The organism is Shimia sp. R11_0, assembly GCF_017744035.1.
In the GTDB taxonomy this organism is placed as follows: domain Bacteria; phylum Pseudomonadota; class Alphaproteobacteria; order Rhodobacterales; family Rhodobacteraceae; genus Shimia; species Shimia marina.
In genome coordinates this window covers 469,371-491,885 of sequence record NZ_JAGHQY010000003.1, presented here as the reverse complement: position 1 = coordinate 491,885, position 22,515 = coordinate 469,371, and the positions used below count along the sequence as shown (strand labels likewise).

At 57.2% G+C, this 22,515-nt stretch carries 26 protein-coding genes; 13 read left to right on the top strand and 13 right to left on the bottom strand.

Annotated elements, in window-relative coordinates; genetic code table 11:
* Together J7382_RS09305 and J7382_RS09300 are read left to right on the top strand one after the other, a co-directional pair.
* Positions 1-197 (top strand): hypothetical protein (locus J7382_RS09305; protein WP_209068748.1); only part of this gene is annotated, 197 nt, incomplete at its 5' end.
* 173 nt (positions 198-370) lie between these two features.
* Positions 371-1,282, top strand: a complete 912-nt coding sequence (locus J7382_RS09300) for a DMT family transporter (RefSeq protein WP_209068747.1) — start codon at positions 371-373, stop codon at positions 1,280-1,282.
* On the opposite strand, the gene J7382_RS09295 is transcribed toward J7382_RS09300, so the two are convergent.
* Complete coding sequence (locus J7382_RS09295; protein ID WP_209068746.1) at positions 1,239-1,919, bottom strand: thiamine diphosphokinase; 681 nt, start codon at positions 1,917-1,919, stop codon at positions 1,239-1,241. The two genes, J7382_RS09300 and J7382_RS09295, sit on opposite strands and share 44 nt — an antisense overlap.
* Before the next feature lie 142 nt (positions 1,920-2,061).
* Here J7382_RS09295 and J7382_RS09290 point away from each other — a divergent pair, with 142 nt between their 5' ends.
* On the top strand, positions 2,062-4,374 hold the full coding sequence (locus J7382_RS09290) for a hypothetical protein (protein WP_209068745.1): 2,313 nt from the start codon (positions 2,062-2,064) through the stop codon (positions 4,372-4,374).
* Positions 4,375-4,436: 62 nt separating this feature from the next.
* Here the strand turns inward: J7382_RS09290 and J7382_RS09285 are convergent, their stop codons facing one another.
* The 3 genes from J7382_RS09285 to J7382_RS09275 form a co-directional block, all read right to left on the bottom strand.
* Positions 4,437-4,904, bottom strand: coding sequence for a DCC1-like thiol-disulfide oxidoreductase family protein (locus J7382_RS09285; protein ID WP_247744920.1), 468 nt, complete (start codon positions 4,902-4,904; stop codon positions 4,437-4,439).
* Between the two features lie 120 nt (positions 4,905-5,024).
* The gene (locus J7382_RS09280) at positions 5,025-5,270 is read right to left on the bottom strand and encodes a DUF2842 domain-containing protein (protein WP_058240312.1); all 246 of its coding nucleotides are present in this window, start codon (positions 5,268-5,270) and stop codon (positions 5,025-5,027) included.
* Between the two features lie 32 nt (positions 5,271-5,302).
* Positions 5,303-6,616 (bottom strand): adenylosuccinate synthase, encoded by a 1,314-nt coding sequence (locus J7382_RS09275; protein WP_209068744.1) that lies wholly within the window; start codon positions 6,614-6,616, stop codon positions 5,303-5,305.
* 343 nt (positions 6,617-6,959) lie between these two features.
* On the opposite strand from J7382_RS09275, the gene J7382_RS09270 reads away from it, so the two are divergent.
* On the top strand, positions 6,960-7,835 hold the full coding sequence (locus J7382_RS09270; RefSeq protein ID WP_209068743.1) for a transferrin-binding protein-like solute binding protein: 876 nt from the start codon (positions 6,960-6,962) through the stop codon (positions 7,833-7,835).
* A gap of 6 nt (positions 7,836-7,841) precedes the next feature.
* Here the strand turns inward: J7382_RS09270 and J7382_RS09265 are convergent, their stop codons facing one another.
* The 3 genes from J7382_RS09265 to nthA are packed head-to-tail and all read right to left on the bottom strand — an operon-like array spanning position 7,842 to position 9,453.
* Positions 7,842-8,168, bottom strand: a complete 327-nt coding sequence (locus tag J7382_RS09265; RefSeq protein WP_209068742.1) for a nitrile hydratase accessory protein — start codon at positions 8,166-8,168, stop codon at positions 7,842-7,844.
* Entirely contained in the window at positions 8,165-8,842 is a 678-nt protein-coding gene (gene nthB, locus J7382_RS09260; RefSeq protein ID WP_209068741.1) for a nitrile hydratase subunit beta, read from the bottom strand. Before nthB ends, J7382_RS09265 begins: the two co-directional genes overlap by 4 nt.
* Positions 8,839-9,453, bottom strand: coding sequence for a nitrile hydratase subunit alpha (gene nthA / locus J7382_RS09255; protein ID WP_209068740.1), 615 nt, complete (start codon positions 9,451-9,453; stop codon positions 8,839-8,841). Before nthA ends, nthB begins: the two co-directional genes overlap by 4 nt.
* 177 nt (positions 9,454-9,630) lie before the next feature.
* Here nthA and secG point away from each other — a divergent pair, with 177 nt between their 5' ends.
* The 8 genes from secG (at position 9,631) to J7382_RS09215 (ending at position 17,617) form a co-directional block, all read left to right on the top strand.
* Positions 9,631-9,993: a preprotein translocase subunit SecG gene (secG, locus tag J7382_RS09250; RefSeq protein WP_058240306.1), complete on the top strand. Its 363-nt coding sequence runs from the start codon at positions 9,631-9,633 to the stop codon at positions 9,991-9,993.
* A gap of 261 nt (positions 9,994-10,254) precedes the next feature.
* Positions 10,255-11,898 carry a CTP synthase gene (locus J7382_RS09245; protein ID WP_209068739.1) on the top strand — a complete coding sequence of 548 codons (1,644 nt, stop codon included), beginning with the start codon at positions 10,255-10,257 and terminating at the stop codon, positions 11,896-11,898.
* Positions 11,899-12,230: 332 nt separating this feature from the next.
* Positions 12,231-13,100 carry an ATPase gene (locus tag J7382_RS09240; protein ID WP_209068738.1) on the top strand — a complete coding sequence of 290 codons (870 nt, stop codon included), beginning with the start codon at positions 12,231-12,233 and terminating at the stop codon, positions 13,098-13,100.
* Between the two features lie 36 nt (positions 13,101-13,136).
* Positions 13,137-14,081 carry a homoserine O-succinyltransferase gene (gene metA, locus J7382_RS09235; protein ID WP_209068737.1) on the top strand — a complete coding sequence of 315 codons (945 nt, stop codon included), beginning with the start codon at positions 13,137-13,139 and terminating at the stop codon, positions 14,079-14,081.
* Positions 14,082-14,173: 92 nt separating this feature from the next.
* Positions 14,174-15,043 carry a polyphosphate kinase 2 gene (ppk2, locus tag J7382_RS09230; RefSeq protein WP_209068736.1) on the top strand — a complete coding sequence of 290 codons (870 nt, stop codon included), beginning with the start codon at positions 14,174-14,176 and terminating at the stop codon, positions 15,041-15,043.
* Positions 15,036-15,653: a TetR/AcrR family transcriptional regulator gene (locus J7382_RS09225; protein ID WP_209068735.1), complete on the top strand. Its 618-nt coding sequence runs from the start codon at positions 15,036-15,038 to the stop codon at positions 15,651-15,653. The genes ppk2 and J7382_RS09225 overlap by 8 nt, the downstream gene beginning before the upstream one ends.
* A gap of 2 nt (positions 15,654-15,655) precedes the next feature.
* Positions 15,656-16,924 (top strand): alpha/beta hydrolase, encoded by a 1,269-nt coding sequence (locus tag J7382_RS09220; RefSeq protein WP_209068734.1) that lies wholly within the window; start codon positions 15,656-15,658, stop codon positions 16,922-16,924.
* Positions 16,925-17,131: 207 nt separating this feature from the next.
* Positions 17,132-17,617, top strand: coding sequence for a pseudoazurin (locus J7382_RS09215; RefSeq protein WP_209068733.1), 486 nt, complete (start codon positions 17,132-17,134; stop codon positions 17,615-17,617).
* Between the two features lie 53 nt (positions 17,618-17,670).
* Here J7382_RS09215 and J7382_RS09210 read toward each other — a convergent pair whose 3' ends face one another.
* From J7382_RS09210 to J7382_RS09195, 4 genes are all read right to left on the bottom strand, one after another.
* A complete protein-coding gene (locus J7382_RS09210; RefSeq protein WP_209068732.1) occupies positions 17,671-18,324 on the bottom strand; it encodes a class I SAM-dependent methyltransferase in 654 nt (217 codons plus the stop codon).
* A 230-nt stretch (positions 18,325-18,554) separates the two neighbouring features.
* Positions 18,555-19,040: a 30S ribosomal protein S9 gene (gene rpsI / locus J7382_RS09205; RefSeq protein ID WP_058240297.1), complete on the bottom strand. Its 486-nt coding sequence runs from the start codon at positions 19,038-19,040 to the stop codon at positions 18,555-18,557.
* Between the two features lie 3 nt (positions 19,041-19,043).
* Positions 19,044-19,505 carry a 50S ribosomal protein L13 gene (rplM, locus tag J7382_RS09200; RefSeq protein ID WP_058240296.1) on the bottom strand — a complete coding sequence of 154 codons (462 nt, stop codon included), beginning with the start codon at positions 19,503-19,505 and terminating at the stop codon, positions 19,044-19,046.
* 158 nt (positions 19,506-19,663) lie between these two features.
* On the bottom strand, positions 19,664-21,055 hold the full coding sequence (locus tag J7382_RS09195; protein WP_209068731.1) for a PLP-dependent aminotransferase family protein: 1,392 nt from the start codon (positions 21,053-21,055) through the stop codon (positions 19,664-19,666).
* An 89-nt stretch (positions 21,056-21,144) separates the two neighbouring features.
* Between J7382_RS09195 and J7382_RS09190 the strand changes: the two genes are divergently transcribed.
* Positions 21,145-21,375 (top strand): DUF1127 domain-containing protein, encoded by a 231-nt coding sequence (locus J7382_RS09190; RefSeq protein ID WP_247744918.1) that lies wholly within the window; start codon positions 21,145-21,147, stop codon positions 21,373-21,375.
* A 64-nt stretch (positions 21,376-21,439) separates the two neighbouring features.
* On the opposite strand, the gene J7382_RS09185 is transcribed toward J7382_RS09190, so the two are convergent.
* Both J7382_RS09185 and J7382_RS09180 read right to left on the bottom strand, forming a co-directional pair.
* Positions 21,440-22,078, bottom strand: a complete 639-nt coding sequence (locus tag J7382_RS09185) for a DUF2459 domain-containing protein (RefSeq protein WP_209068730.1) — start codon at positions 22,076-22,078, stop codon at positions 21,440-21,442.
* Positions 22,075-22,497 carry a PaaI family thioesterase gene (locus tag J7382_RS09180; protein ID WP_209068729.1) on the bottom strand — a complete coding sequence of 141 codons (423 nt, stop codon included), beginning with the start codon at positions 22,495-22,497 and terminating at the stop codon, positions 22,075-22,077. The genes J7382_RS09185 and J7382_RS09180 overlap by 4 nt, the downstream gene beginning before the upstream one ends.
* Positions 22,498-22,515: the final 18 nt, after the last annotated feature.

Genomic DNA, 22,515 nt, shown 5'->3' with positions numbered 1-22,515 from the left:
GCACCGAAATCGGCCCCATCGCCAGCCCGGATCTGATCCAATGGGCGCCGGGCCTGCCCAAAACCCGCTCCGGCAAAATCATGCGCCGCATCCTGCGCAAAATCGCAGAAAACGACTACGCCGCCCTCGGCGACACATCAACACTCGCAGATCCAACCGTCGTCGATGATCTCATCGAAAATCGTATGAATCGCTGACTGTTCCCCGAACTCGGGTGGCCTCAAACCACCCGGGATCACTCCCTGTCGGGCCAGCCTTGCGCTGGCCCTTTTTTTGCGCGCAATCACGGTCACACCGAAAACATTGACGCTAGGTTAACCTCAGGCAAACCTGAATTGAACCATCATTCAGCGCAACCTAAGATTGTCACATGAAACACGCGGACCGTCCTCTTCTCGGCATCTTTCTGATGCTGTGCTTCTGTCTGTTGGCACCGCTTGGCGATGCCACAGCCAAACTGCTGTCTGATGTTCTCCCCGTGGGGCAATTGCTTCTGGTGCGGTTTGGCGTTCAGGCGCTGATCCTGATCCCAATTGTCACCTTGACAGATCGGGACTGGCGGATGCCACCGCGCGTGTTGTGGCTCGTGCTCTGGCGCACATTGCTGCATATCGGGGGCATTGGCTGCATGTTCATTGCGCTGCGGCACCTGCCATTGGCCGATGCCATTGCCATCGCCTTTGTCATGCCTTTCATCATGCTGCTTCTGGGCCATTACATTTTGGGCGAAGAAGTTGGCATGCGGCGGCTCATGGCCTGCGTTGTCGGGTTTCTGGGCACCCTTCTGATCATTCAACCCAGTTTTCTGGCTGTGGGCCTGCCCGCTATCTTGCCGGTCATCGTGGCTGTCATCTTTGCCCTTTTTATGCTGGTCACCCGCCAGATTGCAAAGGAGGTGGACCCAATCACTCTGCAAGCCAGCAGTGGCGTGATTGCAAGCCTGCTGCTATTGCCCACCCTGGCGATTGGCACGGAACTTGGTCTTGAAGAACTTTCGACAAACCTGCCAGATCCAAGCACTTGGGGTTTGTTGCTTCTGATTGGCGTCATCGGCACAATCGGCCACCTGTTCATGACATGGTCCCTGCGCTACGCCCCCTCAACCACATTGGCCTCCATCCAATATGTTGAAATCCCGCTCGCCGCCGTTGTGGGCTGGATGATTTTTGGGGAGTGGCCCAATCTTATGGCGACAGCAGGCATTGGCATCACCATGGCCGCAGGGCTCTATGTGATCCTCAGAGAGCGGGCCATTCTTCAGGCGTCTCCAGAAGCTGCCTGACCAGCGCACCGAGCCAGGCGCGTGGCAGGATCAGCAACATGCCCGGGGCCTCAAAGCGCAGCGTCACCGGCCCCAGTGCGGCATTGGACGTGCCGATCATCCCATCTGGTGCAAACGCAATATCATTGATGGGCCATTGCAAGCCGCTGGACTGCCCAACAACAGGCACCATAGGAAACAGCGACACCCGCGTGCCTTTGGTAAGGTCCAGCTGCAAACGCGGCGGTGCCAGACAGACAATATCTTCTGCCCCGATTAAGATCACCCGTTGCCCGGGATGGCGCAGAAGGGTGCTGAAACAGGCAAGCTCATGATCCAGTCGTCCGCCCGAAAACCCAACCCCAAGCACCAAAGGGGCCTGCAGATGGCGCAGCGCCTTGTCAAAATCCGTGGTATCTTGCTCCGCCACAGGACACAGCTGATCCGGGGTCAATTGCGCCCGCAGAGACGCCGGCAGAGAATCCAAATCACCGATCACCCGCTCTGGTGCATGCCCCATGTCCAGACAATGCTGCGCGCCGCCATCCGCCGCCACAATCCGCGGTGCCAGGGCCGTCGCCATGTCAAAGGCCTCTCGGTTCAACGGTCCCGCGCCGACCACCGTGATTGGTTCCAAACAGTGAACAATCGCCGTCATAACTTCCGGTTTTCCCCCGCTCCAGAGCCGCCCGCCACATTTTCGCCCAGAAATGATACGCTGATCATCACAGAATCGGTCACGTTTCGTCTTTCCTCTAGTGGTAGTTTGATCGCTGAGTAGTGCAAAGGACCTTCAGAAGATGGTTACGAATAACAAAGTGCTTACGGTTTCTTACGGGACGTTCTCCTGCACCCTTGAAGGGTTTGAGGAATCGTTTGATACCATGAAAGCGATCGCGGAGTATTTCCGGGATCTGGCCGCAGACGACCGTTACTTTGGCGCGGAACCTCCGACGCCCGATGCCGAAATGCTGGCCCGTATCGCCGAAAAGGAAATCGCGCGCCGCGTCAGCGCCCGTCTGGACCATGGTGCCATTGTGCTCAGCGCATCCGACCCTGAATCAGAGTCGCAAGCCAGCCCGCAAGCCGATGCCGCGGCCCAAACCCCTGCCGCTCAAGCCTCTGCTGCGCCAAGCCCCGTGCAAACACGTAGCGCCCCCCCCGTTGTCACGGCGCCTCAGCCTGAAGCAGAAGCCGCAACAGCCTCTGTGACGCAAGACGCACCTTCTGAAACGCCTCAGGATACTCAGAGCGCAGAACAACCGGCAGAGACGATCAGCACAGACGAACTGGCAGAAACTCCAGAGCTCCCTGAACAGAACATCGCTGAGGACATCCCCGCAGAAATCGCTGAGGACGCCATCGAGGACGCGCCCGCCGCCGAAATGCCTGTCACCGACCTGTCCGAAGCAGTGCTTGAAGAGGCCCCCACTGAGGAGGAAACCTCTCTGAGTGAGGCAACCCTCGAGACTGAGCTTGATACAGACATGGGCATCGCCGACAGCGTTCTGACGGCAGTCGCTGAGGATAGCGTTGCCGAGGACGCGCCTGTTGCAGAGGTGGAAGCCAGCCCAGCACCCGAGAATGCCATCTCAGAGGCGCCAGACGTTGCCCTTGATCTGGACAGCATCGCCGCTGCAGTTTCTGCTGTCGACGCCCTGAGTGACGACCAACTGGCCAGCGATGATGCAGCCGTTCCCTCTGATCTCTTGGTACTCGAAGACACCATTGAGGACGGCGAAGATCCTTTTGCAGAACCCAGCCCCGTTGCCGAAGAAGACGTTGCAGAAACAGCTCTGGATTGGGAAGACGACGCCCCCGAGTATGAAGAAAACTCGATTGCCGCCAAGCTGGAACGCATCCGCGCTGTTGTGGCACGCGTGGAAACCACGCCCGAAGACACACTCTCCAGCGAGGATGGTCAGCCAGAACTGCGCACCGAAGACCTGTCCCTGACAGAGGCCCCTTCTCACGCATCTGACGATCTGACGGAAACGCACGAAGATACTGACGTTGCCCCTCAGGAGGCCTCCGACGTGATCACCCCGGTCAAACCCAAAGTCCGCCCGTTGCGCGCCCGTGTTGTGCGCATGAAAAAGGCGGATTTTGAAGAGGCCGTGGCCGCAGGCACGCTCGAAGCCGAAGCTGTTGAGACCGCGCCAACAGATCAGCCCGCGCCTTCCGCAGACGCCAGCAGCCTGACCCCGGAAGATGAGGCAGACCTGCTCGCCGAACTGGCGCAGGTTGAGGCCGAACTGAAAGTGTCAGATGACACGGAGACCGACGCCACCGCAGCAGACAATATGTTTGCGGAAGACGAAAACGATACGGCAGAAACACAAGCCCCCACCGCGTCAAAAGCAACCGCCCGCCCCGAACCGGATCTGTCCCGCCTCATGGCCAAGGCAGACACGGAAATGGAAGAGCCTGCTGGCAAAGGACGCCGCAGTGCCATCGCACATCTGCGTGCCGCTGTTGCAGCCACTCGCGCCGAAAAACGCGCAGGCAAAGCGGGTAAGAGCAAGGATGACACCATCGCCTACCGCGATGATCTGGCCAGCGTTGTGCGGGCTGTGCCCGGCGGCAAAAGCGCAGGCGCCGAACGCGCTGACAAGCCTGCCGTCGCTCCGTTGAAACTCGTGCCGTCGCAACGCGTCGACACACCCGAGGCTGCCGCCCCGGAACAATCCGCTCAATCGTCGGCTGAAGAGCCACAAAAGGCCCCGCGTCGCGTCCCTGTTCGTCCGCGCCGCGTGTCCTCTGACCAATTGGACCGCGCACAAATCGCGCGGCCCGCTGCCCCGGTCAGCTCTTCAAATGCCACGTTGAGCGGATTTTCCAAATACGCGGCCAGCATAGGAGCCACCCAGCTTCCCGAAAGCATCGAGGCGGCCGCCGCCTATCTGACCTATGTCGAAGGCCTCAAGCAATTTTCGCGCCCCATGCTGATGCGCATGTCCCGCGAAGTGAATATTCCGCAATTCACCCGCGAAATGGGCCTGCGCAGCTTTGGCCAATTGCTGCGCGAGAAGAAGATTGAAAAACTCGAAGGCGGGCGTTTCACCGCAAATGCCTCCATCAACTTCAAGCCAGAGGATCGCGAGGTCGGCTGACCTTCGCACCATATCTCATCTCTAAAGCCCGGTCCCCGTGACCGGGCTTTTTCTTTCCACAGTCACTTGAGCAAAAGCCTCGCCTTCAGTTTTTCATCCGGCAACGCACACATGTCAGATCGCCCAAACAACCGATAGCGATTGCGCGCTATCCGGCGATAGATCCAATCCTGAGCGGGCCCCGGCAAGGCCTTCAACGGCCAAAGCGCATGACCAATCCCCCCCACAAGCGCCCCCGCCCGGATCATCGCATCCAGAGAGGCATAGGCCCGCCCGTCATAGAGCAAAAGCCAGCTTTCCGGATCATCAGGCGACAGGTCATAATGCCCCAAAAGCGCGGTGCCCAGCGCGGTCTGCGCCGGGCAGATCTTGAATCGCTCCGCATGATCGAACCGTGCAATCATACGGGCCCCGAAACTACACAACGCGCAGTCCCCATCCATCACGGTCACCGGCCCGCTGTCGTCAAATGCAGGCACTGCCGGGTCATCCCGATAAGAAAATGGCGCACGCGCGGGGAGTTCTGCCAAAACCTGTTCCTCCAATGGATCAGAGACTGCCCAATCTCTCGGCGCCTGACAATGGGGCAAATCAACGCAAAACGGCGGCACATGAGATGCCGCCGTTTCATTATTTTATTTGATTTCAGCCTATTGCGGATCGTCATCAAAGCGCACTGGATCCGCATCCGGATCCGCCTGCCCGATGCCTTTGAACACCGATTTAAACGGCATGATCCAGACAATGCCCAACCCCACATAAAGCGCCAAAGTGCCCAAAAAGGAATTGGGCGCTATGGTTGTCGCAAGCACCGTTGCCACCAGAATGTAGATCGGCAGCCCCACCACCAGCACCAGCAATGCGACCCGGCGACGTGCTTTGTAACTCAATGCCATATCAGCCTCTCCTGTTTTGGGAGATTACGAGATCAATCCGCAAACGGATCGGTCACAAGAATGGTGTCTTCCCGCTCCGGGCTGGTGGACAAAAGTGCCACCGGACAGTCAATCAGCTCTTCCACCCGTTTGACATATTTGATCGCATTGGCCGGCAAATCGTTCCAGCTGCGCGCGCCTTCTGTGGTCTCGCTCCAGCCTGGCATCTCTTCATAGATCGGTGTGCAGCGCGCCTGCTGATCTGCCGCCGTTGGCAGATAGTCCAGCGTTTCACCATCCAGCTCATAGCCGACGCAGATTTTCAGCGTTTCAAAGCCGTCCAGCACGTCCAGCTTGGTCAGGCAGATGCCTTTGATGCCAGAGGTCGCACAGGTCTGACGCACCAGAGCGGCATCAAACCAACCACAGCGCCGCTGACGGCCCGTCGTGGTGCCAAATTCATGGCCACGGGTGCCAAGGCGCTCACCATCCGCATCTGGTGTGCCGTCTTCTTTCAGAAGCTCGGTTGGGAACGGACCTTCACCCACACGGGTGGTGTAAGCTTTCACAATGCCCAGCACATAGTCGATAGAACCGGGGCCAATGCCCACGCCGGTGGCCGCCTGGCCCGCGATCACATTGGAAGAGGTCACAAACGGATAAGTGCCAAAATCAATGTCCAGAAGCGCGCCTTGTGCGCCTTCAAACAGGATACGTTTGCCGGCTTTGCGCTTCTCATTCAGCACTTTCCAGACGGGTGCTGCATAAGGCAGAATGTCTTTGGCGATGTCTTTGAGCTGCGCAATGAGCGCATCGCGGTCAATCGGCTCCACACCCAGACCTTTGCGCAGCGGGTCATGGTGCTGCAGCGCACGGTCGACACGTGCTTCCAGCGTGGCCTCATCGGCGAGGTCTGCCACACGGATCGCACGGCGGCCCACTTTGTCTTCATAGGCCGGGCCGATGCCGCGCCCGGTGGTGCCAATCTTGGTGCCTTTGGAGGCCGCTTCTTCGCGCGCCCGATCCAACTCGCCGTGGAACGGCATGATCAGCGGGGTATTTTCCGCAATCATCAGCGTTTCAGGCGAAATTTCCACGCCCTGCTGACGCACTTGGCCAATCTCCGTGATCAGGTGCCATGGATCCAGCACCACACCGTTGCCAATCACCGACAGCTTGCCGCCACGCACAACGCCAGATGGCAGCGCGTGCAGCTTGTAGACTTTCCCGTCGATCACCAGAGTGTGGCCAGCGTTATGTCCCCCTTGGAAACGTGCGATGACATCGGCACGTTCGCTGAGCCAGTCAACGATCTTGCCTTTTCCCTCATCGCCCCACTGAGCGCCTACAACAACAACATTGGCCATATCCGGTCCTTTGCAGAGAGTTCAAACCCGCGCCCTTTTAGCGATGTTGTGCGAACGGTGAAACCGCAAACTTCTCAAATTTGTGACGCACGGCAGGAATTTCCCGCCTGCTCCCCTCACAGGGCTGGTCTCCCGCATGTACATGCCAAGGTTTTTCAGACCAAAACTGGTGATAAACCACACTTTTAAGGTGAGTTAGAAAGTGGTAAATCACACGCGCAAGCTGCGATGTAAAATAGAGTGAACCGCTCCTAGCAAGGCAGAAACAGCCTTTTTTGCATCCACAGAGAATGCACCCGCAACACCAACTCATTCAAGATCCAATTCTGAAGACGACAGTACAATGAAATATAACTTCACGATCGCGGCCTTGCTTTGCGCAACCGCGCTTTCTGCATGCGGTGGCGGCGGTTCAAGTTCGGACGCAACTCCTTTCACTGAGATCAGCGACCTTCCCGAAAGCGGAAGCGTTGCGCTTCAGGGAGAAGCCGTCACGATGAACTATCGCCGCAATACAGTGACCGGGCGTTTGACTTTTGAAGATCCAAATCGGCCAACAGACAGCACACTTACCGCGACCTTTAGAAACGGTGAGCAAGTCGCCACGCGCGCAACGGCCGGAAGCTCTGGCTTCAACATCGACACGCGCGATGATGGCACAAGCAGTGTCAGCCAACACATTGCAGTTTTGAGCAGCAGCAGCGATAGATCCGTTGCAATATTTGCCAACCCGGAAACCGCAGGGCTGGATCACACCAGCTACGGCACCTGGCTCGATGGTGACACCAACACACGCGGATCGGTCGCAGCCGGATCTTACGGGTCACGAACAGCCGCAGCAGACGTACCGACATCTGGCACTGCAACCTACAACGGCAAGGGTGTGGGCATGGCCACTGTGGGTGACGGTGATCTTTATGGAACAGAGTTTGACGTGACGCTCTCCACCACAGACTTCAACACTATCGCCATCTCAAGCAACAACACACTGGCAACAAATTTGATCGACGGCGGCACCAGCCGTTTAAGTTCACTCGACTTCAACGGCACAGGAACGATCACGGACTCTGGCTTTAGTGCCAACCTGACGTCCGGTAGCGGTACGGGCAGCACTCAAGGCAACTTTTATGGCCCCAACGCCGAAGAAGTGGGCGGCACCTTCAGTGTCTCTGGCTCAACGGTTACCCATATCGGCGCCTATGGCGCATCGCAGCCCTAAGCAAACTCAGTGAGACAGCTTCACCGGCTGACCATGCGGCGTGGACAGATAGGCCTCTGTCCACGCCTTTTTCATCTGCGTCAAAACGGTTGCTTCGGCCAATTTCATCTCAATCAGCAGCGCTTCCAGAGTCTCCAGCCAAGCGTTGAAGTAATCCTCCCCGCCATCAAGCTCCTTGGCCAGACCATGCGCTTTCAGTGTGGCACCAAACCGCGCAGCCCAGTCCGCCCACTCAAAATGCCCTGCCTCATTCAACGCCACCGTCAGCGCGAAGACCTGCGCATGCCAGGGGGCCTCAAAGGCGGGATCCGGCCTGTCGCCACACCACGTCATTCTGCTGGCTCCAGATAACTCTCCCACAAATCCAGCACGACCTCATCACGCGGATCTGCTTCCGCGCCCCAAAGCTCCCGCGCTGAAAACCGCACCGCATAAAGCGGCTCTGCCGCCTCCCCCTGAAAATGCGCGTTGCTGTCAGGAAACACATGTGCGCCATGCTGCAGGATCACCTCGCCTTTGGCCCCGCTGGCATAGTCTGGCAGGCGCGTATGCCCGCCCGGCACCTTCACATTGCGCGCAGGCCGCCGGGTCTGCACTTTTGCACCCACCGCAAACTGCGGCGCAGCGGCCTCGCGCGTATAAGGGCTGCCATTCATCAAAGCCTCCGTGACCGCGCCGGGCTTCGCCGCCCGCTCCGCCACAGGAGACATCCCCTCCGCCTGCCCGCTCGCAAGCTCCGCCTCCGTCAAAACGCCACGCGCCACCATCAAATCCGCAAGGCCGCCCATCCATTTTTCATAATAGGAATACCGCATGTAATCCTCCGGGCGCAGAAGCTCCCGCGCATGGCGGGAGGCATCAATGTTCCACTGCCCCAGAAACCCACAGGCCACATTCAATGCGAGCGCCCGCTTGTGCCACTCCTTGGCCTCTGCAAAATCATAGCCATCCGTCGGGTCCACCGCCCCCGTACCCAGACGCCCGCCCATATCGTGGATCCGGCTCATGTCTGCGCATCCTTCGCCAGCGCGGTGCCAATCATACTGTCGCGTGTGATCAGCGCTGCCAGCGCCGCCTCGCTAAGGCCTTCCGTGCCCGCAGGCCGCTGCGGCACCACCAGATAGCGCACCTCCGCCGTACTGTCCCACACCCGCACCTTCTGGCCCTCTGGCAAGGTCAGGCCAAACTCTTCCAGCACCTTGCGCGGCTCTCGCACCGCCCGCGCACGATAGGCATCGGATTTGTACCAGCCCGGCGGAATACCCAAAAGCGGCCACGGGTAACAGCTGCACAGGGTACAAACGACCATATTGTGGGTCTCCTCGGTGTTCTCAACAAACACCATATGCTCCCCCTGCCGCCCATAAAGCCCCATATCGCGTAACACCGGCATCGGATCGCGCAGCATCACCGCATGAAACTCCGGGTCCGTCCACATCTTGGCCACCACCTTGGCCCCATTCTGGGGACCAATCTTGTTCTGATAGAGATCAATGATCTCATCTAGGGCGGCCGGATCCACCAAGCCTTTGTCCGTCAACAATGTTTCCAGTGCCTTCACCCGCAAAGCAGGGTCGGAGGGCAAATGTGAATGCGGGTGGTCGTGATCATGTGGCATGGGGCAACCCTGCCAGAAGCCTCCATACCCGTCTATCACCAAAACGTCGCCCTCATCGCGCCAGATCTCCCCCGAAAGCGCCAGAGCCGGCCAACTTCACGAAACCACCTTGCCCCCCGCGCCAAACTTGCCTACATACGCCGCTAACAAATCCGAACGCTCGCTTTACAGGTCCCAATGGAAAACGTTGTCCTCATCATCCATCTTCTTCTTGCTCTGGCGCTGATTGGCGTCGTTCTGATGCAGCGTTCTGAGGGCGGTGGCCTTGGCATGGGTGGCGGCGGCGGTGCCGTCTCCGGTCGTGCAGCCGCAAGCGCGCTGACCCGCGTGACATGGATTTTGGCAGCGGCCTTCATCTGTACTTCTATCGCGCTGACCGTGATTGCGGCCAAAAACTCTTCTTCCAGCTCGGTCTTTGATCGCCTCGGCACCACCGCCCCTGCGGCAGAAGAAACCGCCCCAACTCTGCCGGGCGCAGGCGACTCTCTGCTGCCCCCATCTGAGGGTGACAACGCCCCTCTGGTGCCACGCGCAGACTGATAAACGCGTTCATCGCAGATCAAAGTGGCCCTTCCGGGGCCACTTGTTTTTTGCCCAAACCGGGCATCCACCACAGCTTGAGGCATGACAATCACCCGCAACAGCATCTTGCGGTCTGGTTGCCTTTTTGCTGCGAATCCTATATGACTTAAGTCCCGTGATGCTGGGTCAAATTTGGGACCATTTCCAAGGGCCCGGGCGCTGCTACATCGACACACACCTTCGACACGAGGGTCCACAATCACGGGGGACGCCAGAGGCATGGCTCGCTACATTTTCATCACGGGTGGGGTTGTTTCTTCGCTGGGCAAAGGTCTTGCTTCAGCGGCATTGGGAGCCTTGCTGCAGGCACGTGGCTACACTGTCCGACTGCGCAAGCTTGATCCTTACCTGAACGTCGATCCGGGCACCATGTCGCCTTTTGAACATGGCGAAGTCTTCGTGACCGACGATGGCGCGGAAACCGATCTGGATCTGGGCCACTATGAGCGCTTCACCGGCGTGCCCGCCCGCATGACCGATTCAGTCTCTTCCGGCCGCATCTATTCCAACGTGCTGGAGAAAGAGCGCCGCGGCGACTATCTGGGCAAAACCATTCAGGTCGTGCCCCATGTCACAAATGAAATCAAAGACTTCCTGCATGTGGGCGACGATGAGGTCGACTTCATGCTCTGCGAAATCGGCGGCACCGTGGGCGACATCGAAGGTCTGCCCTTCTTTGAAGCCATCCGCCAGTTCGCCCATGACAAACCTCGTGGCGATGTGATCTTCATGCACCTCACCCTGCTGCCCTATCTCGCAGCTTCCGGCGAGCTCAAGACCAAACCCACCCAGCACTCTGTGAAAGAGCTGCAATCCATCGGCATCGCACCCGACATTCTGGTCTGCCGCTCCGAGCAGCCGATCCCGGAAAAAGAGCGTCAGAAAATCGCTCTGTTCTGCAACGTGCGTAAAGAACATGTTGTGGCCGCCTATGATCTGAAATCCATCTATGAAGCCCCGCTGGCCTACCATCGCGAAGGTCTTGACCAGGCGGTTCTGGATGCCTTTGGCATCGCCCCGGCCCCACGTCCTGATCTCTCTGTCTGGGAAGACGTGAACGACCGTCTGCACAACACCGACGGTCAGGTGAATGTGGCCATCGTTGGCAAATACACCCAGCTCGAAGACGCCTATAAGTCGATCAAAGAAGCGCTCACCCACGGCGGCATGGCCAACCGTGTGAAAGTGAAGGTCAGCTGGGTTGACGCCGAGGTCTTTGACAAAGGTGACGCTGCGCCGCATCTGGAAGGCTATGACGCCATTCTGGTGCCCGGCGGCTTTGGCGAGCGCGGCACCGAAGGCAAGATCAAAGCGGCGCAATATGCGCGTGAGCACAAGATCCCCTATCTTGGCATCTGTCTGGGCATGCAAATGGCCGTGATCGAAGCGGCCCGCAACAAAGCCGGCATCACAGATGCGGGCTCCGAAGAGTTTGATCACGAAGCTGGCGAAACCCGCTTTGAGCCGGTGGTCTATCACCTCAAGGAATGGGTACAGGGCAACGCCAAGGTCACCCGCAAGGCGACGGATGCCAAAGGCGGCACCATGCGCCTTGGCGCCTATGACGCAGCCCTGACCGAAGGCTCCAAAGTGGCCGAAGTCTACGGCAGCGCCGCCATCGAAGAGCGTCACCGTCACCGCTATGAGGTCGACATCAAATACCGTGAACAGCTTGAAGCCTGCGGGTTGCGCTTCTCCGGTATGAGCCCCGATGGCCGTCTGCCCGAAATTGTGGAATGGGAAGATCACCCATGGTTCATCGGCGTGCAGTTCCACCCGGAACTCAAATCCAAGCCGTTTGATCCGCACCCGCTGTTCCGCGATTTCGTGCGCGCCGCCAAAGACAACTCGCGGCTGGTCTGACACAATACATCATTCTCTCAAAAGGCGCGGCAGTCACACCGCGCCTTTTGCATGTCGCCTGCTTCCTCTTGATACAAATATCCCGCGGGTGTGGGGGCTGGCCCCCACTGCACAGCCCCCCCTGCAAAGCCCCCACACCGCGCAGGGCAACGGCCCGCGCACGCCGCACATAGGTTTCATCCGCTCCCAATTTTGCACCGACGCTTTACCGCCGGGATACCGACGCAATACCGACACGGATTTTTTTGGTTAATGCCGCCGTTGCGCAATTGCATTTGACCCCTCCGCCCCCGCGCTTTACCACCGGTGCCACAAGACAAAGGGACACAGCCATGATCTACACATCGGCGCAGGAATGGCGGGACGCCAGCCAGAAAAAACTGCTGCTTTTTGGAATGTCAGGTCTTGGGAAAACTCATCTTTCCAATGCGTTACGTGACAGTGGCGCATGGTTTCACTACTCTGTAGACTACCGCATTGGCACCCGCTACATGGGCGAATACATCGCCGATAACGCCAAGCGCGAGGCCATGAAAGTTCCCTTTTTGCGCGACCTTCTCATGTCGGATTCGATCTACATCGCCTCCAACATCACCTTCAACAATCTCGCCCCGCTCTCCACCTATCTCGGCAAGCCCGGCAACCCCGAACAGGGTGGCCTGGCCTTTGCCGATTACATGCAGCGCCAAGAGCAGCATCGCACTGCAGAGATTGCCGCATTGATGGATACCAAACCCTTTATTGACCGTGCGCAGACCCTTTATGGCTATGACCATTTTGTCTGCGATACCGGCGGGTCCATCTGTGAGGTGGTAGATCCCTCAGACCCAGAGGATCCTCTGCTCACCATGCTGTCACAGAACACCCTGATGGTCTGGCTGAAAGGCTCTGACGCCCATACAGAAGAGCTGGTGCGCCGTTTTGATCGCGCCCCCAAGCCTATGTATTATCAGCCAGAATTCCTGATACAGGCATGGTCAGACTATCTTGGCGAAACCGGCCATGTCGAAAGCTCGGTCGATCCGGACACCTTTGTGCGCTGGACCTATGCCCGCGCCCTTGCCCACCGCCAACCGCGCTATGAAGCCATGGCAAAATGGGGTCTGACGCTGCCCGCCGAACGTGTTGCCGCCGTTGCTTCCGCCTCTGATGTCATCGACGTGATCGCAACGGCCCTTGAGGATCACGCCTCAGCCGCCTAACTATGGCCCCTACCATAAAACACCAGAGAGACTGACATGCCTATCAAGATCCCCGCCGACCTGCCCGCCTTTGACGTGCTCAAGCACGAAGGCGTCATGGTCATGGCCGCGGATCAAGCCGCGCGTCAGGACATCCGCCCCATGCGGATTGGTCTGCTCAATCTGATGCCCAAGAAGATCCAGACGGAAAATCAATTCGCCCGTCTGATCGGTGCCACCCCGTTGCAGCTTGAGCTCTCGCTCATTCGCATGACAGAGCACAAAACCCGCAACACAGCCGCAGAACATATGGCTGAATTCTACCGGCCTTTTCAGGATATTAAGGCCAGCGGAGAAAAGTTTGACGGGCTGATCATCACCGGTGCTCCCATTGAGCATATGCCCTTTGAAGAGGTCACCTATTGGGATGAGCTCTGCGAAGTCTTTGACTGGACCCGCACGCATGTGCACTCCACTTTTGGGGTCTGCTGGGGGGGCATGGCGATGATCAACTACTTCCATGGCGTGCAGAAACATATCCTTGATCACAAGGCATTTGGCTGTTTCCGACACCAGAACCTCGCCCACACCTCGCCTTTCCTGCGCGGCTTTTCTGATGACTGCGTGATTCCGGTGAGCCGCTGGACAGAAATTCGCCAAGACGAAATAGACACCCGCCCTGAGCTGCGCACCCTCCTGCACAGCGAAGAGGTCGGCCCCTGTCTTGTAGAAAACCCAAAGACGCGAGACCTATTTATTTTCAATCACTTCGAATACGACAGTGACACATTGAAACAGGAATATGATCGCGACGTTGCCGAAGGCACGCGAATCAACGTGCCGGATAACTATTATCCAGACAACAACCCGGCCAACCCTCCGCAGAACCGTTGGCGCAGCCACGCACATCTGCTTTATGGCAACTGGATTTCTGAGATCTATCAAACCACGCCGTTTGACATGTCTCGCATTGGCCACGAAATCACCGACCTGCGCGCCTGACGCCTTCTCAGGGATGCGATGTAACGTAAGTTAACACCGCGCATTGCATCACCATCCGCTGCAGCCCATAGTGGGGAAAAGGGAGATGTTTCATGGGCTTGCCATTTGACGGTGCCATCAGCCGCTATTTTGATGAAGATGCGCCCAAAGAGATCCGCACTGCCATCATGGATGCGGGCAAGAAGGATATCCTGTCAGACAGCTACCCTCACAAGGATCGGCTAGAACGCAAAGCCTATGAAGCTGCGCTTGAAGCCCTGCAAATCGAATTGGTCAAGATGCAGCACTGGGCCAAGCAAAGCGGTGCACGCATCGCCATGGTGTTTGAAGGCCGTGACGCCGCTGGCAAAGGCGGCACCATCAAGCGGTTTCGCGAAAACCTCAATCCGCGCGGTGCCCGCGTGGTCGCCCTGTCAAAGCCAACAGACGCCGAACAGAGCCAATGGTACTTTCAACGCTATATTAATCACCTCCCCTCTGGCGGGGAGATCGTTTTCTATGATCGCAGCTGGTACAATCGCGGTGTTGTGGAACAGGTTTTTGGCTTCACCGAAGACGCAGACAGAGAGCGGTTTTTCCGCCAGGTGCCCGGATTTGAACAGGCACTTGTGAACGATGGCGTCTATCTCTTCAAATTCTGGCTCAACGTTGGCCGCGCCGAACAGCTGCGTCGTTTTCTGGCCCGCGAAAAAGATCCGCTCAAACAGTGGAAGCTGAGCTGGATTGACGTCGAAGGCCTCAAACGCTGGGACGCCTACACACAAGCCATCGACGAAACTCTGACCCGCAGCCACAGCGCGCTCGCCCCCTGGACCGTGATCCGCTCTGACGACAAACGACGCGCGCGTCTGAGCGCCATTCGCACTGTGCTACAGGCCCTGCCCTACGACGGCAAAGATACCGTCGCACTGGGCGAGATTGACCCCTTGATCTGCGGCGGACCGGATATCTGGAATGCCTAAACGTGGCTATCATCACGGCAACCTGCGTCAGGCGCTGGTGGAGGCGGCTCTGAGCCTGATTGAGGCCAAAGGCCCCACGGGCTTTACCCTGTCTGAGGCTGCCAAAACCGCAGGGGTGACCCCAGCGGCGGTCTATCGCCACTTTGAGGGGCGCGAAGATCTCATCGCAGAAGCAGCGCGCCAAGGCTATGAAATCTTCGCAGATCTCATGCAGTTTGCCTTTGACAAAGGCCAACCATCGGCCTTGGCCTCTTTTGAAGCCACCGGACGCGCCTATCTCGCCTTTGCCCGCAAATACCCCGGTCATTACATCGCGATGTTTGAAAGTGGCATTTCTGTCAACCGCACACCAGAACTGGCCGCTGTGGCAAGCCGCGCGCGTGGCGTTATGGAACACGCCGCTGCGGAACTCTCCAAACACATCCCCCCCGAAAAACGCCCTCCGGCGAGCATGTTCTCCGCCCATGTCTGGGCCATGAGCCACGGCGTTGTTGAACTCTATGCCCGCAACTCCCCCGGCACCCAAAGCCCCTTCGCCCCAGAGGATCTGCTTGAGAGCGGGATCGGGGTCTATCTGCGTGGTCTTGGCCTGATTGATGCGGACACATAGCCATGAGATCCCCTGTCGCGCTCATGATTACACTCTGCCTTGGGCTCATCGCCTGTGGAGAGAACCAATATAATGAAGTGACTTTGATGCCCTCGCCAGTCGCTTTCACAAGCGGCGCCCTGGATCCTTTCCATGGCCATGGCGAAAAAGAACTAATTGGGCATACCACCCTTTTTTATGCCACAGATCGCGCTCCTGCGACGCCGGATGACGCCAGCGACTTCTATGCCAATCGACGCGGCCATCTGCTGAGGGTGGGCGTGGCGACCGTCAATATGACCCCTCGCATCAAAAGTTGGGCAGAGTTCAAAGACATCACGCTGGCGGAGAACCGCGAGATTGAGCGCACCTTGAGCGTGACGGCCGTTGAGGAACTCGGGCCACTGCCCGTCACCTCGCCCAATCCCTTGATCACGCCGCCCCCTGCGGACACGCTCGCACGGGTACATCGTGACTTTCGGGACAGCATCAATCGCCAATTAGCTGCCTCAGGCGGTCAAGATGCGGTGATCTATGTGCATGGCTACAACGTGGATTTCGAATATCCCACGCTGATCTCACAGGAGTTGCAGCACTTTCTGGGCTACAAAGGGGCCTTCATCAGCTACAACTGGGCCGCAACACCGCGCCGTACGGCTTATTTCAAAGATCTGGAAACGGCCAATGCCACACGCAAAAACCTACGTGTTTTGATCGAATTCCTGGCCCAGGAAACGGATGTGCGTCGCATTCATCTGATTGGATATAGCGCCGGTTCGCGCTTGGCATTTGAGGCCACATATCAATTGGCCCTCAAACATAAATCCAATCCGTCCAACGCCAAATTGGGTCAGGTGATCCTGGTAGGCAGCGATCTGGACCGCACCTATTTTGCCGAAGCGATCGGGGACGGGCTGCTGGATATCATGGATCATCTCTCCATTTACATGTCGAGCAGCGATTCCGCATTGGGCATGTCGCGTCTTGTTTTTGGGCGCCACCGCCTTGGACAGATCGGCGACAACAGCGAAGAGTCGCGCGCGCTTGAGCATCGCTTGATTGACGTCCCGAAGGTCAGCCTGATTGATGTGACCGACGCACCGGGTGCCGCGCTTGGCAATGGCCATTGGTATTTCCGCTCATCCCCTTGGACAAGCAGCGACATTTTCCTCTCTCTGCTCAAAGGCTCACCGCCTGCCAAACGTGGCTTGGAACGCACGCCAGACTCAGCAGTATGGCATTTTCCCAAAGACTACCCGGATCGGATTTTACGTCTGAGTTCAGGCATGTGATCCGCAAGCTCGCTGCCTGTGGCGCAAGCGCCTAAGGGTGGTGGCGATTTGACGCGACCTCTGGCACATTTTGCAAGTTGATGCCCCCGCGCTGCTTGCCTATCTAAGGCGGCAGGAGCCAACTGCTTATGTTTGCGCATCTGTGGACAGCCGGAAACCGGAAAGCGCATGTTTTTGAATGCGTGAGTTGTATCTGAGAACCATAAAATGACACTCAAACTGAACCGCCGCGAAGTGATCCTCGCCGGAGCCGCCCTTTTGCTTGCACAGCCTGCTTTGGGTCAGGCAACCCTCGACATTGAAATGCTCAACAAAGATCCCGACGACAAAAAGCGTCGTATGATCTTCAAACCTCTGATTCAGGTTGTGCAACCCGGCGATACCGTCCGCTTCGTCTCCGTCGATAAGGGCCACAATACACAAACCCTAGAGGGCATGCTGCCAGAGGGCGCCGAGGCGTGGAAAAGCAAGATCAGCAAAGATTTTGAAGTCACGCTCACCACTCCGGGGTTTTACGGCTATAAATGCACACCCCACGTCAGCATGGGCATGGCTGGCCTGATCATCGTTCAGGGCGAAGGTATGATGGACAACTACGAAGCCGCCAAAGCGGTGAAGCACAAGAGCCGTATGCAAAAAGTCTGGGATGCGATCTGGGAACAGGTTGAGGCGGAAGGTCTGGCCAACAGCTGATCTTTACCATAAGACCACACAAAGGGGCGTCCTCGCGCCCCTTTTGTCTTTAATCACCCCTGCCAGATGATCTTGCCACATCTGTTGCCAACAACCTCATAATCAATCCCCTCTTCCTTCACAAATTCAAAGAAGGCTTCGAACGCACCATCCCAGCTGTTGTTGTCGGCAACGTCATCCACAAGAATAATGGCCCCTGCGTTGAGATAACCCCGCATATTCCGCAAAGCTTTTAATGTGGGCTGATAGAGGTCGACATCCAAGAAAACAAAGTCGATGCCACCTTCGATTTCAGCAAAGTCAAAATCCGCCACATCACACTGTATCGCTTTGACAAAGTCATATTCAGAGAAGTTGCGCTTCCAGGTTTCAAAATCATTATAGGAAAACCCGGCAAGCTCCCCTCTGGATTTGCCGCGGTTTTGGATTTCATAATCCACATCTTCCGCAGTGAAGGAGGAAAACGTGTCCAAGCAATAGAAGGCAACATCGAGCCTGTTTTTCTCAATATGCTCGGCAATGAAGCGTGTTGTCATACCTCGGGCGACACCGATCTCAAGAAGATTGAGAGGGTGCCCCCGCTTGCTCAAGGCAACAATGCTGGAAATAATTTCCGCCAATTGCTCCGGCTCAATATTGTAGGAATACTTGGGCGCACCAAAATTTGTGTGCCGAAAGGCAAGCTTCTTAATAAACTCTTTAATCATCTATTTTTCCAGAATAGGAGCTCAGCCCCTGCTGTCGGTCGCTGGTTATACTAGGCGCGCCCATTGGGAACACAAGCCGCATCGGACGCAGGCACCCAATCGCCATCTAACACCAACCCTCCAAATCTCGATGACACCTCTCAGCGCACACAGATCACAGCGCTATATTTACAAACAAAAAGGGCCCGCAAATCTGCGAGCCCTTTCTTTTTGGTTTGCTTGTCCAGCGATTAACGCTTGGAGAACTGGAACGAACGACGCGCTTTGCGCTTACCGTATTTTTTACGTTCCACAACGCGGCTGTCGCGTGTCAGGAAGCCAGCGGCTTTCAGAGGTGCGCGCAGGGAGGGTTCATAAAGCTGCAGAGCTTTAGAAATACCGTGCTTCACCGCACCGGCCTGACCGGTCAGACCGCCACCTTTCACGGTGGCATATACGTCGAATTCACCTTCTACGCCGGCAACCTGAAAAGGCTGGCGCAGGATCAGCTGCAGAACCGGACGTGCAAAATACTTGTCCTGGTCTTTGCCGTTCACGATGACCTTGCCGGAACCCGGCTTGATCCAAACGCGGGCAACAGCGTCTTTACGTTTACCGGTCGCATAGGAGCGGCCCAGTTCGTCGCGCACTGGCTCACGAGGAGCCGCAACTTCTACAACAGCTTCTTCACCGGCTACGGCGTTCAGCTCTTCAAGCGAGTTGATTTGATCAGCCATGGGTTAGCTCCGGGTGTTCTTGCTGTTCATGGACTTCACGTCCAGCACTTCAGGGGCCTGTGCTTCATGCGGATGCTCTGCACCAGCGTAAACGCGCAGGTTGGTCATCTGCTTGCGGGACAGGCGGTTGCCAGGCAGCATGCGCTGAACCGCTTTGGTCACAACACGCTCTGGGTGCTCGCCTTCCAGGATCTGCTCAGCAGTACGGGACTTGATGCCGCCTGGGTGGCCAGTGTGCCAGTAGTAGGTCTTGTCAGAGCGCTTCTTACCGGTCAGCTGGATTTTATCCGCGTTGATCACGATGACGTTGTCACCCATGTCCATGTGCGGAGTGAAGGATGCCTTGTGCTTGCCGCGCAGGCGCATGGCGACGATCGAAGCGAGACGGCCCAGCACCACGCCTTCGGCGTCGATGATGATCCATTTCTTCTCGATGTCTGCCGGAGTAGCAGAGAAGGTTTTCATGTCAGGTCTTCCATGATTGGTTGACAGATGCGCCAATGGCTGACGCATCAAAATGCGATGGCGGGGTTATAAAGCAGCCACACACAGCGTCAAGCGTCGAAAACCCAAATAAATCAAGCAAAAACAACATCCTAAAAAATAGGTATTATTTTACCCCATTAATTTTCATTCCACAGCGGCGGTTTCGCGAGCAACTCAGACACAATCTCAAGCGCGGCCTGCAAATCCGCGACAGGCAACTCAGGTGCGAGCGCAATACGCACGGCATTGGGCGCCTGCCCGTCGGGCAAAGCATACTCATCAGCGGACTTGATCCGTATCCCACGCGCATCGCAAGCGCGCACAAAGGTTGAGCCCCGCCAGCCCTGAGGCAGCTTAAGCCAGACAAAAGGCACATCGCAACGCCAGCGGATATCCCAGCTTCCCAAGATGTTGACCGCGACACGCACACGTTTTTCGATGGCGGCAATCACCTTCTGACGGATGGCGGCGGCTTCGCCGCTCAAAATCAATTCCGCACAGATATCAAGCATCGGCTGTGGCACGCCATAACAGTTGGATTGCATCACATGTCGCGCCATCTGCGCGCGCCCTTCCGGTGGCACCAGAAACCCAAACCGCAAGGCAGAGGAGACCGCTTTCGTGAGTGATCCCAGATACCAAGCGCGATCCGGGCACAACATCCGATACGAAGGTGTTTCAGAGGCATTCAAACCGTAGCAATCATCCTCAATGATTTGCAGGTTGTAGCGCCGGGCAAGTTCGGCAATCTCCTGCCGGCGCACCAAAGGCGTATGAACGGTTGTTGGACTGTGGGCCTGCGCAGAGGTCACCAGAACCTGCGCGCCATGTCGCCGCAAAGCCTCCTCCAGGCGATCAGGACGCAAACCATCCTGATCAATCCCTACGCCAATCACATCCGCGCGCAGCAACCGACAGGCATGTCGCACCCCCGGAAAGGTCACCTCCTCCGTCAACACAACCGGAGAAGAGCCATGCAAACAGCACTGCATTGCAATCATAGAGGCATTCTGCGCACCAAGGGTCAGAACCACATCATCTATGGAAAGTCGCGCGGCGATGTCATGGCCGATCCAATTCACCACAGCCTGCCGCGCCACCAAATCGGTCACCGAATCCGGGCACAGCAAATAAGAGGGCTCCGCGGCCAGAACCCGCGCCATGGCACCATGAATTGCCTTGTCCTGCCCCACGTCCGGCACACGCACCGCACGCAAATCGACATCTTCGCTCTGTGACAGAGTGACAAGAGGCTCTGGGCCTAGCATGGGTTCCAGACGCCCATCCGCCACAAAGGTCCCGCGCCCCACCGTTGTTTCAAGCAGCCCTTCTTCTACTGCCAACTTGTAAGCACGAGCAACAGTTCCCGGTGTGATGCCCAACTGCCAGGCCAAATCCCGCACAGGCGGCAGCTTCTCTCCAACAGCCAAATGACCGCTTCGGACAGCACAGCGAAGAGATTGTACCAATACAAGGTATTTTGGATCAGTACAATTTTCAAAATCTGGCGGCCATATTGTACCAGTCACAATGTTTTCCTCGCAATTGTACCCACCCGAAGCTACACAGGCACTGTAACAAACTTGAGGATTGTATCAATACAATATTGGAGATGACCATGACAATGACCACAGCACATCTTGAAAGCCTGTCCCTGCACGCCACCACCAACCGTCTTCCGGTTGCGGCACGTCTGGCACTGTCTTTTGCGGCAACGGTCACACTATGGGATCAACGCAGCCGTACACGCCGCGAACTCTCCAGACTCGACGCTGCTCAGTTGCAAGATATTGGTATGACGCTCTCAGAAGCGCGCGCTGAAGCCCGCAAAAAGATGTGGCAAATCTGATCCCCGTCAGTTTTTGCCTCTTCCACTGGGTCGGGATTTTCCCGACCCCTTTTTACGTGCGGCCTTAACGTCGCTGAAGATCCCATAACAAACCGCCACTGATCACCGAAGGCCCCGGCGCAGAGGCAAGCCCGCCAGCCCGCAGCGCCTGCGACACCCAGGAATTGCAAGTTTGAAACAGATGATACTTCCCACGCCCGTCATAGAATGCGCTGACGCCATACAGCCCCGGCCCCAGTTGGTCTGGCGACACTGCAGAGCGCTCCACAAATTTCAACACATCTGACAGCGCTTGGTCAGACAGCTTCAGCGCCACATGATCTGAAGCTGCAAAGACCTCCACAGGAGATCCCCGCCCCGTCGCGATATGCAAAACGCTCAGCGAAGGCATCAATAAAGCCCGCGCTCCTATCGAGAGGGTCACATCGTCAAACGTCGGAACTTCGAAATAAAATCCTGCGTCCCCCCAACCGAACTCAAACCAGTCCGCATCTGGAAATTGTACCAACCACGCCTCGGCCGATCCCTCACCAAACCGTTCCAATCCCTCTCTGGGTATAACAAGCCCCGCGTGATATCCGTGATCAAACACCCAAACCGGGGTGCCGCCAACAGGATCCAGCGGCACCCCCTGCTCAAATGCAAAAAACCGGCTGGCACCCGCAAGCATCACGACCCACAGACACCAGCGTAGAATCTTCATGACTTGGGCGGGATCGCGTAGGTCATATTCGCACGCGCCACCGGCATGTCCTCGCCCTCCGAATAAATCAGAATATGGCTCACGGACAGGTTCCGTCCCAGTTTCAAAAGCGTGGCCTTGGCGATCAAATCACGACCCGAAACCGGCTTACGCATAAAATCCAATGAACAGTTGGTGGTCACCGTCAGGGCTTCGCGACCAATGCAGGCCAATGTCGCAACATAGGCCGCAACATCTGCCAGCGTGAACATCGTGGGCCCCGATACCGTCCCGCCGGGGCGCAAATGCTGCTCGGAAATCCGCATCCGCATCACCGTGTTGACCCCATCCAGATGCTCAACAACAAAGGCGTCTTTCACCTGCGGAAACACGTCATCCAGAAACGCGTTCATTTCCTCCGCGCTCATAACTGCTTGCATGCTTTTCCTCCCTCTCCT

Coding starts and splice junctions, on each gene's coding strand:
- J7382_RS09300 (WP_209068747.1), top strand. CDS start 371: ATGAAACACGCGGACCGTCCTCTTCTCGGCATCTTTCTGATGCTGTGC.
- J7382_RS09295 (WP_209068746.1), bottom strand. CDS start 1,919: ATGACGGCGATTGTTCACTGTTTGGAACCAATCACGGTGGTCGGCGCG.
- J7382_RS09290 (WP_209068745.1), top strand. CDS start 2,062: ATGGTTACGAATAACAAAGTGCTTACGGTTTCTTACGGGACGTTCTCC.
- J7382_RS09280 (WP_058240312.1), bottom strand. CDS start 5,270: ATGGCATTGAGTTACAAAGCACGTCGCCGGGTCGCATTGCTGGTGCTG.
- J7382_RS09275 (WP_209068744.1), bottom strand. CDS start 6,616: ATGGCCAATGTTGTTGTTGTAGGCGCTCAGTGGGGCGATGAGGGAAAA.
- J7382_RS09270 (WP_209068743.1), top strand. CDS start 6,960: ATGAAATATAACTTCACGATCGCGGCCTTGCTTTGCGCAACCGCGCTT.
- J7382_RS09265 (WP_209068742.1), bottom strand. CDS start 8,168: ATGACGTGGTGTGGCGACAGGCCGGATCCCGCCTTTGAGGCCCCCTGG.
- nthB (WP_209068741.1), bottom strand. CDS start 8,842: ATGAGCCGGATCCACGATATGGGCGGGCGTCTGGGTACGGGGGCGGTG.
- nthA (WP_209068740.1), bottom strand. CDS start 9,453: ATGCCACATGATCACGACCACCCGCATTCACATTTGCCCTCCGACCCT.
- secG (WP_058240306.1), top strand. CDS start 9,631: ATGGAAAACGTTGTCCTCATCATCCATCTTCTTCTTGCTCTGGCGCTG.
- J7382_RS09245 (WP_209068739.1), top strand. CDS start 10,255: ATGGCTCGCTACATTTTCATCACGGGTGGGGTTGTTTCTTCGCTGGGC.
- J7382_RS09240 (WP_209068738.1), top strand. CDS start 12,231: ATGATCTACACATCGGCGCAGGAATGGCGGGACGCCAGCCAGAAAAAA.
- metA (WP_209068737.1), top strand. CDS start 13,137: ATGCCTATCAAGATCCCCGCCGACCTGCCCGCCTTTGACGTGCTCAAG.
- ppk2 (WP_209068736.1), top strand. CDS start 14,174: ATGGGCTTGCCATTTGACGGTGCCATCAGCCGCTATTTTGATGAAGAT.
- J7382_RS09225 (WP_209068735.1), top strand. CDS start 15,036: ATGCCTAAACGTGGCTATCATCACGGCAACCTGCGTCAGGCGCTGGTG.
- J7382_RS09220 (WP_209068734.1), top strand. CDS start 15,656: ATGAGATCCCCTGTCGCGCTCATGATTACACTCTGCCTTGGGCTCATC.
- J7382_RS09215 (WP_209068733.1), top strand. CDS start 17,132: ATGACACTCAAACTGAACCGCCGCGAAGTGATCCTCGCCGGAGCCGCC.
- J7382_RS09210 (WP_209068732.1), bottom strand. CDS start 18,324: ATGATTAAAGAGTTTATTAAGAAGCTTGCCTTTCGGCACACAAATTTT.
- rpsI (WP_058240297.1), bottom strand. CDS start 19,040: ATGGCTGATCAAATCAACTCGCTTGAAGAGCTGAACGCCGTAGCCGGT.
- rplM (WP_058240296.1), bottom strand. CDS start 19,505: ATGAAAACCTTCTCTGCTACTCCGGCAGACATCGAGAAGAAATGGATC.
- J7382_RS09190 (WP_247744918.1), top strand. CDS start 21,145: ATGACAATGACCACAGCACATCTTGAAAGCCTGTCCCTGCACGCCACC.
- J7382_RS09185 (WP_209068730.1), bottom strand. CDS start 22,078: ATGAAGATTCTACGCTGGTGTCTGTGGGTCGTGATGCTTGCGGGTGCC.
- J7382_RS09180 (WP_209068729.1), bottom strand. CDS start 22,497: ATGCAAGCAGTTATGAGCGCGGAGGAAATGAACGCGTTTCTGGATGAC.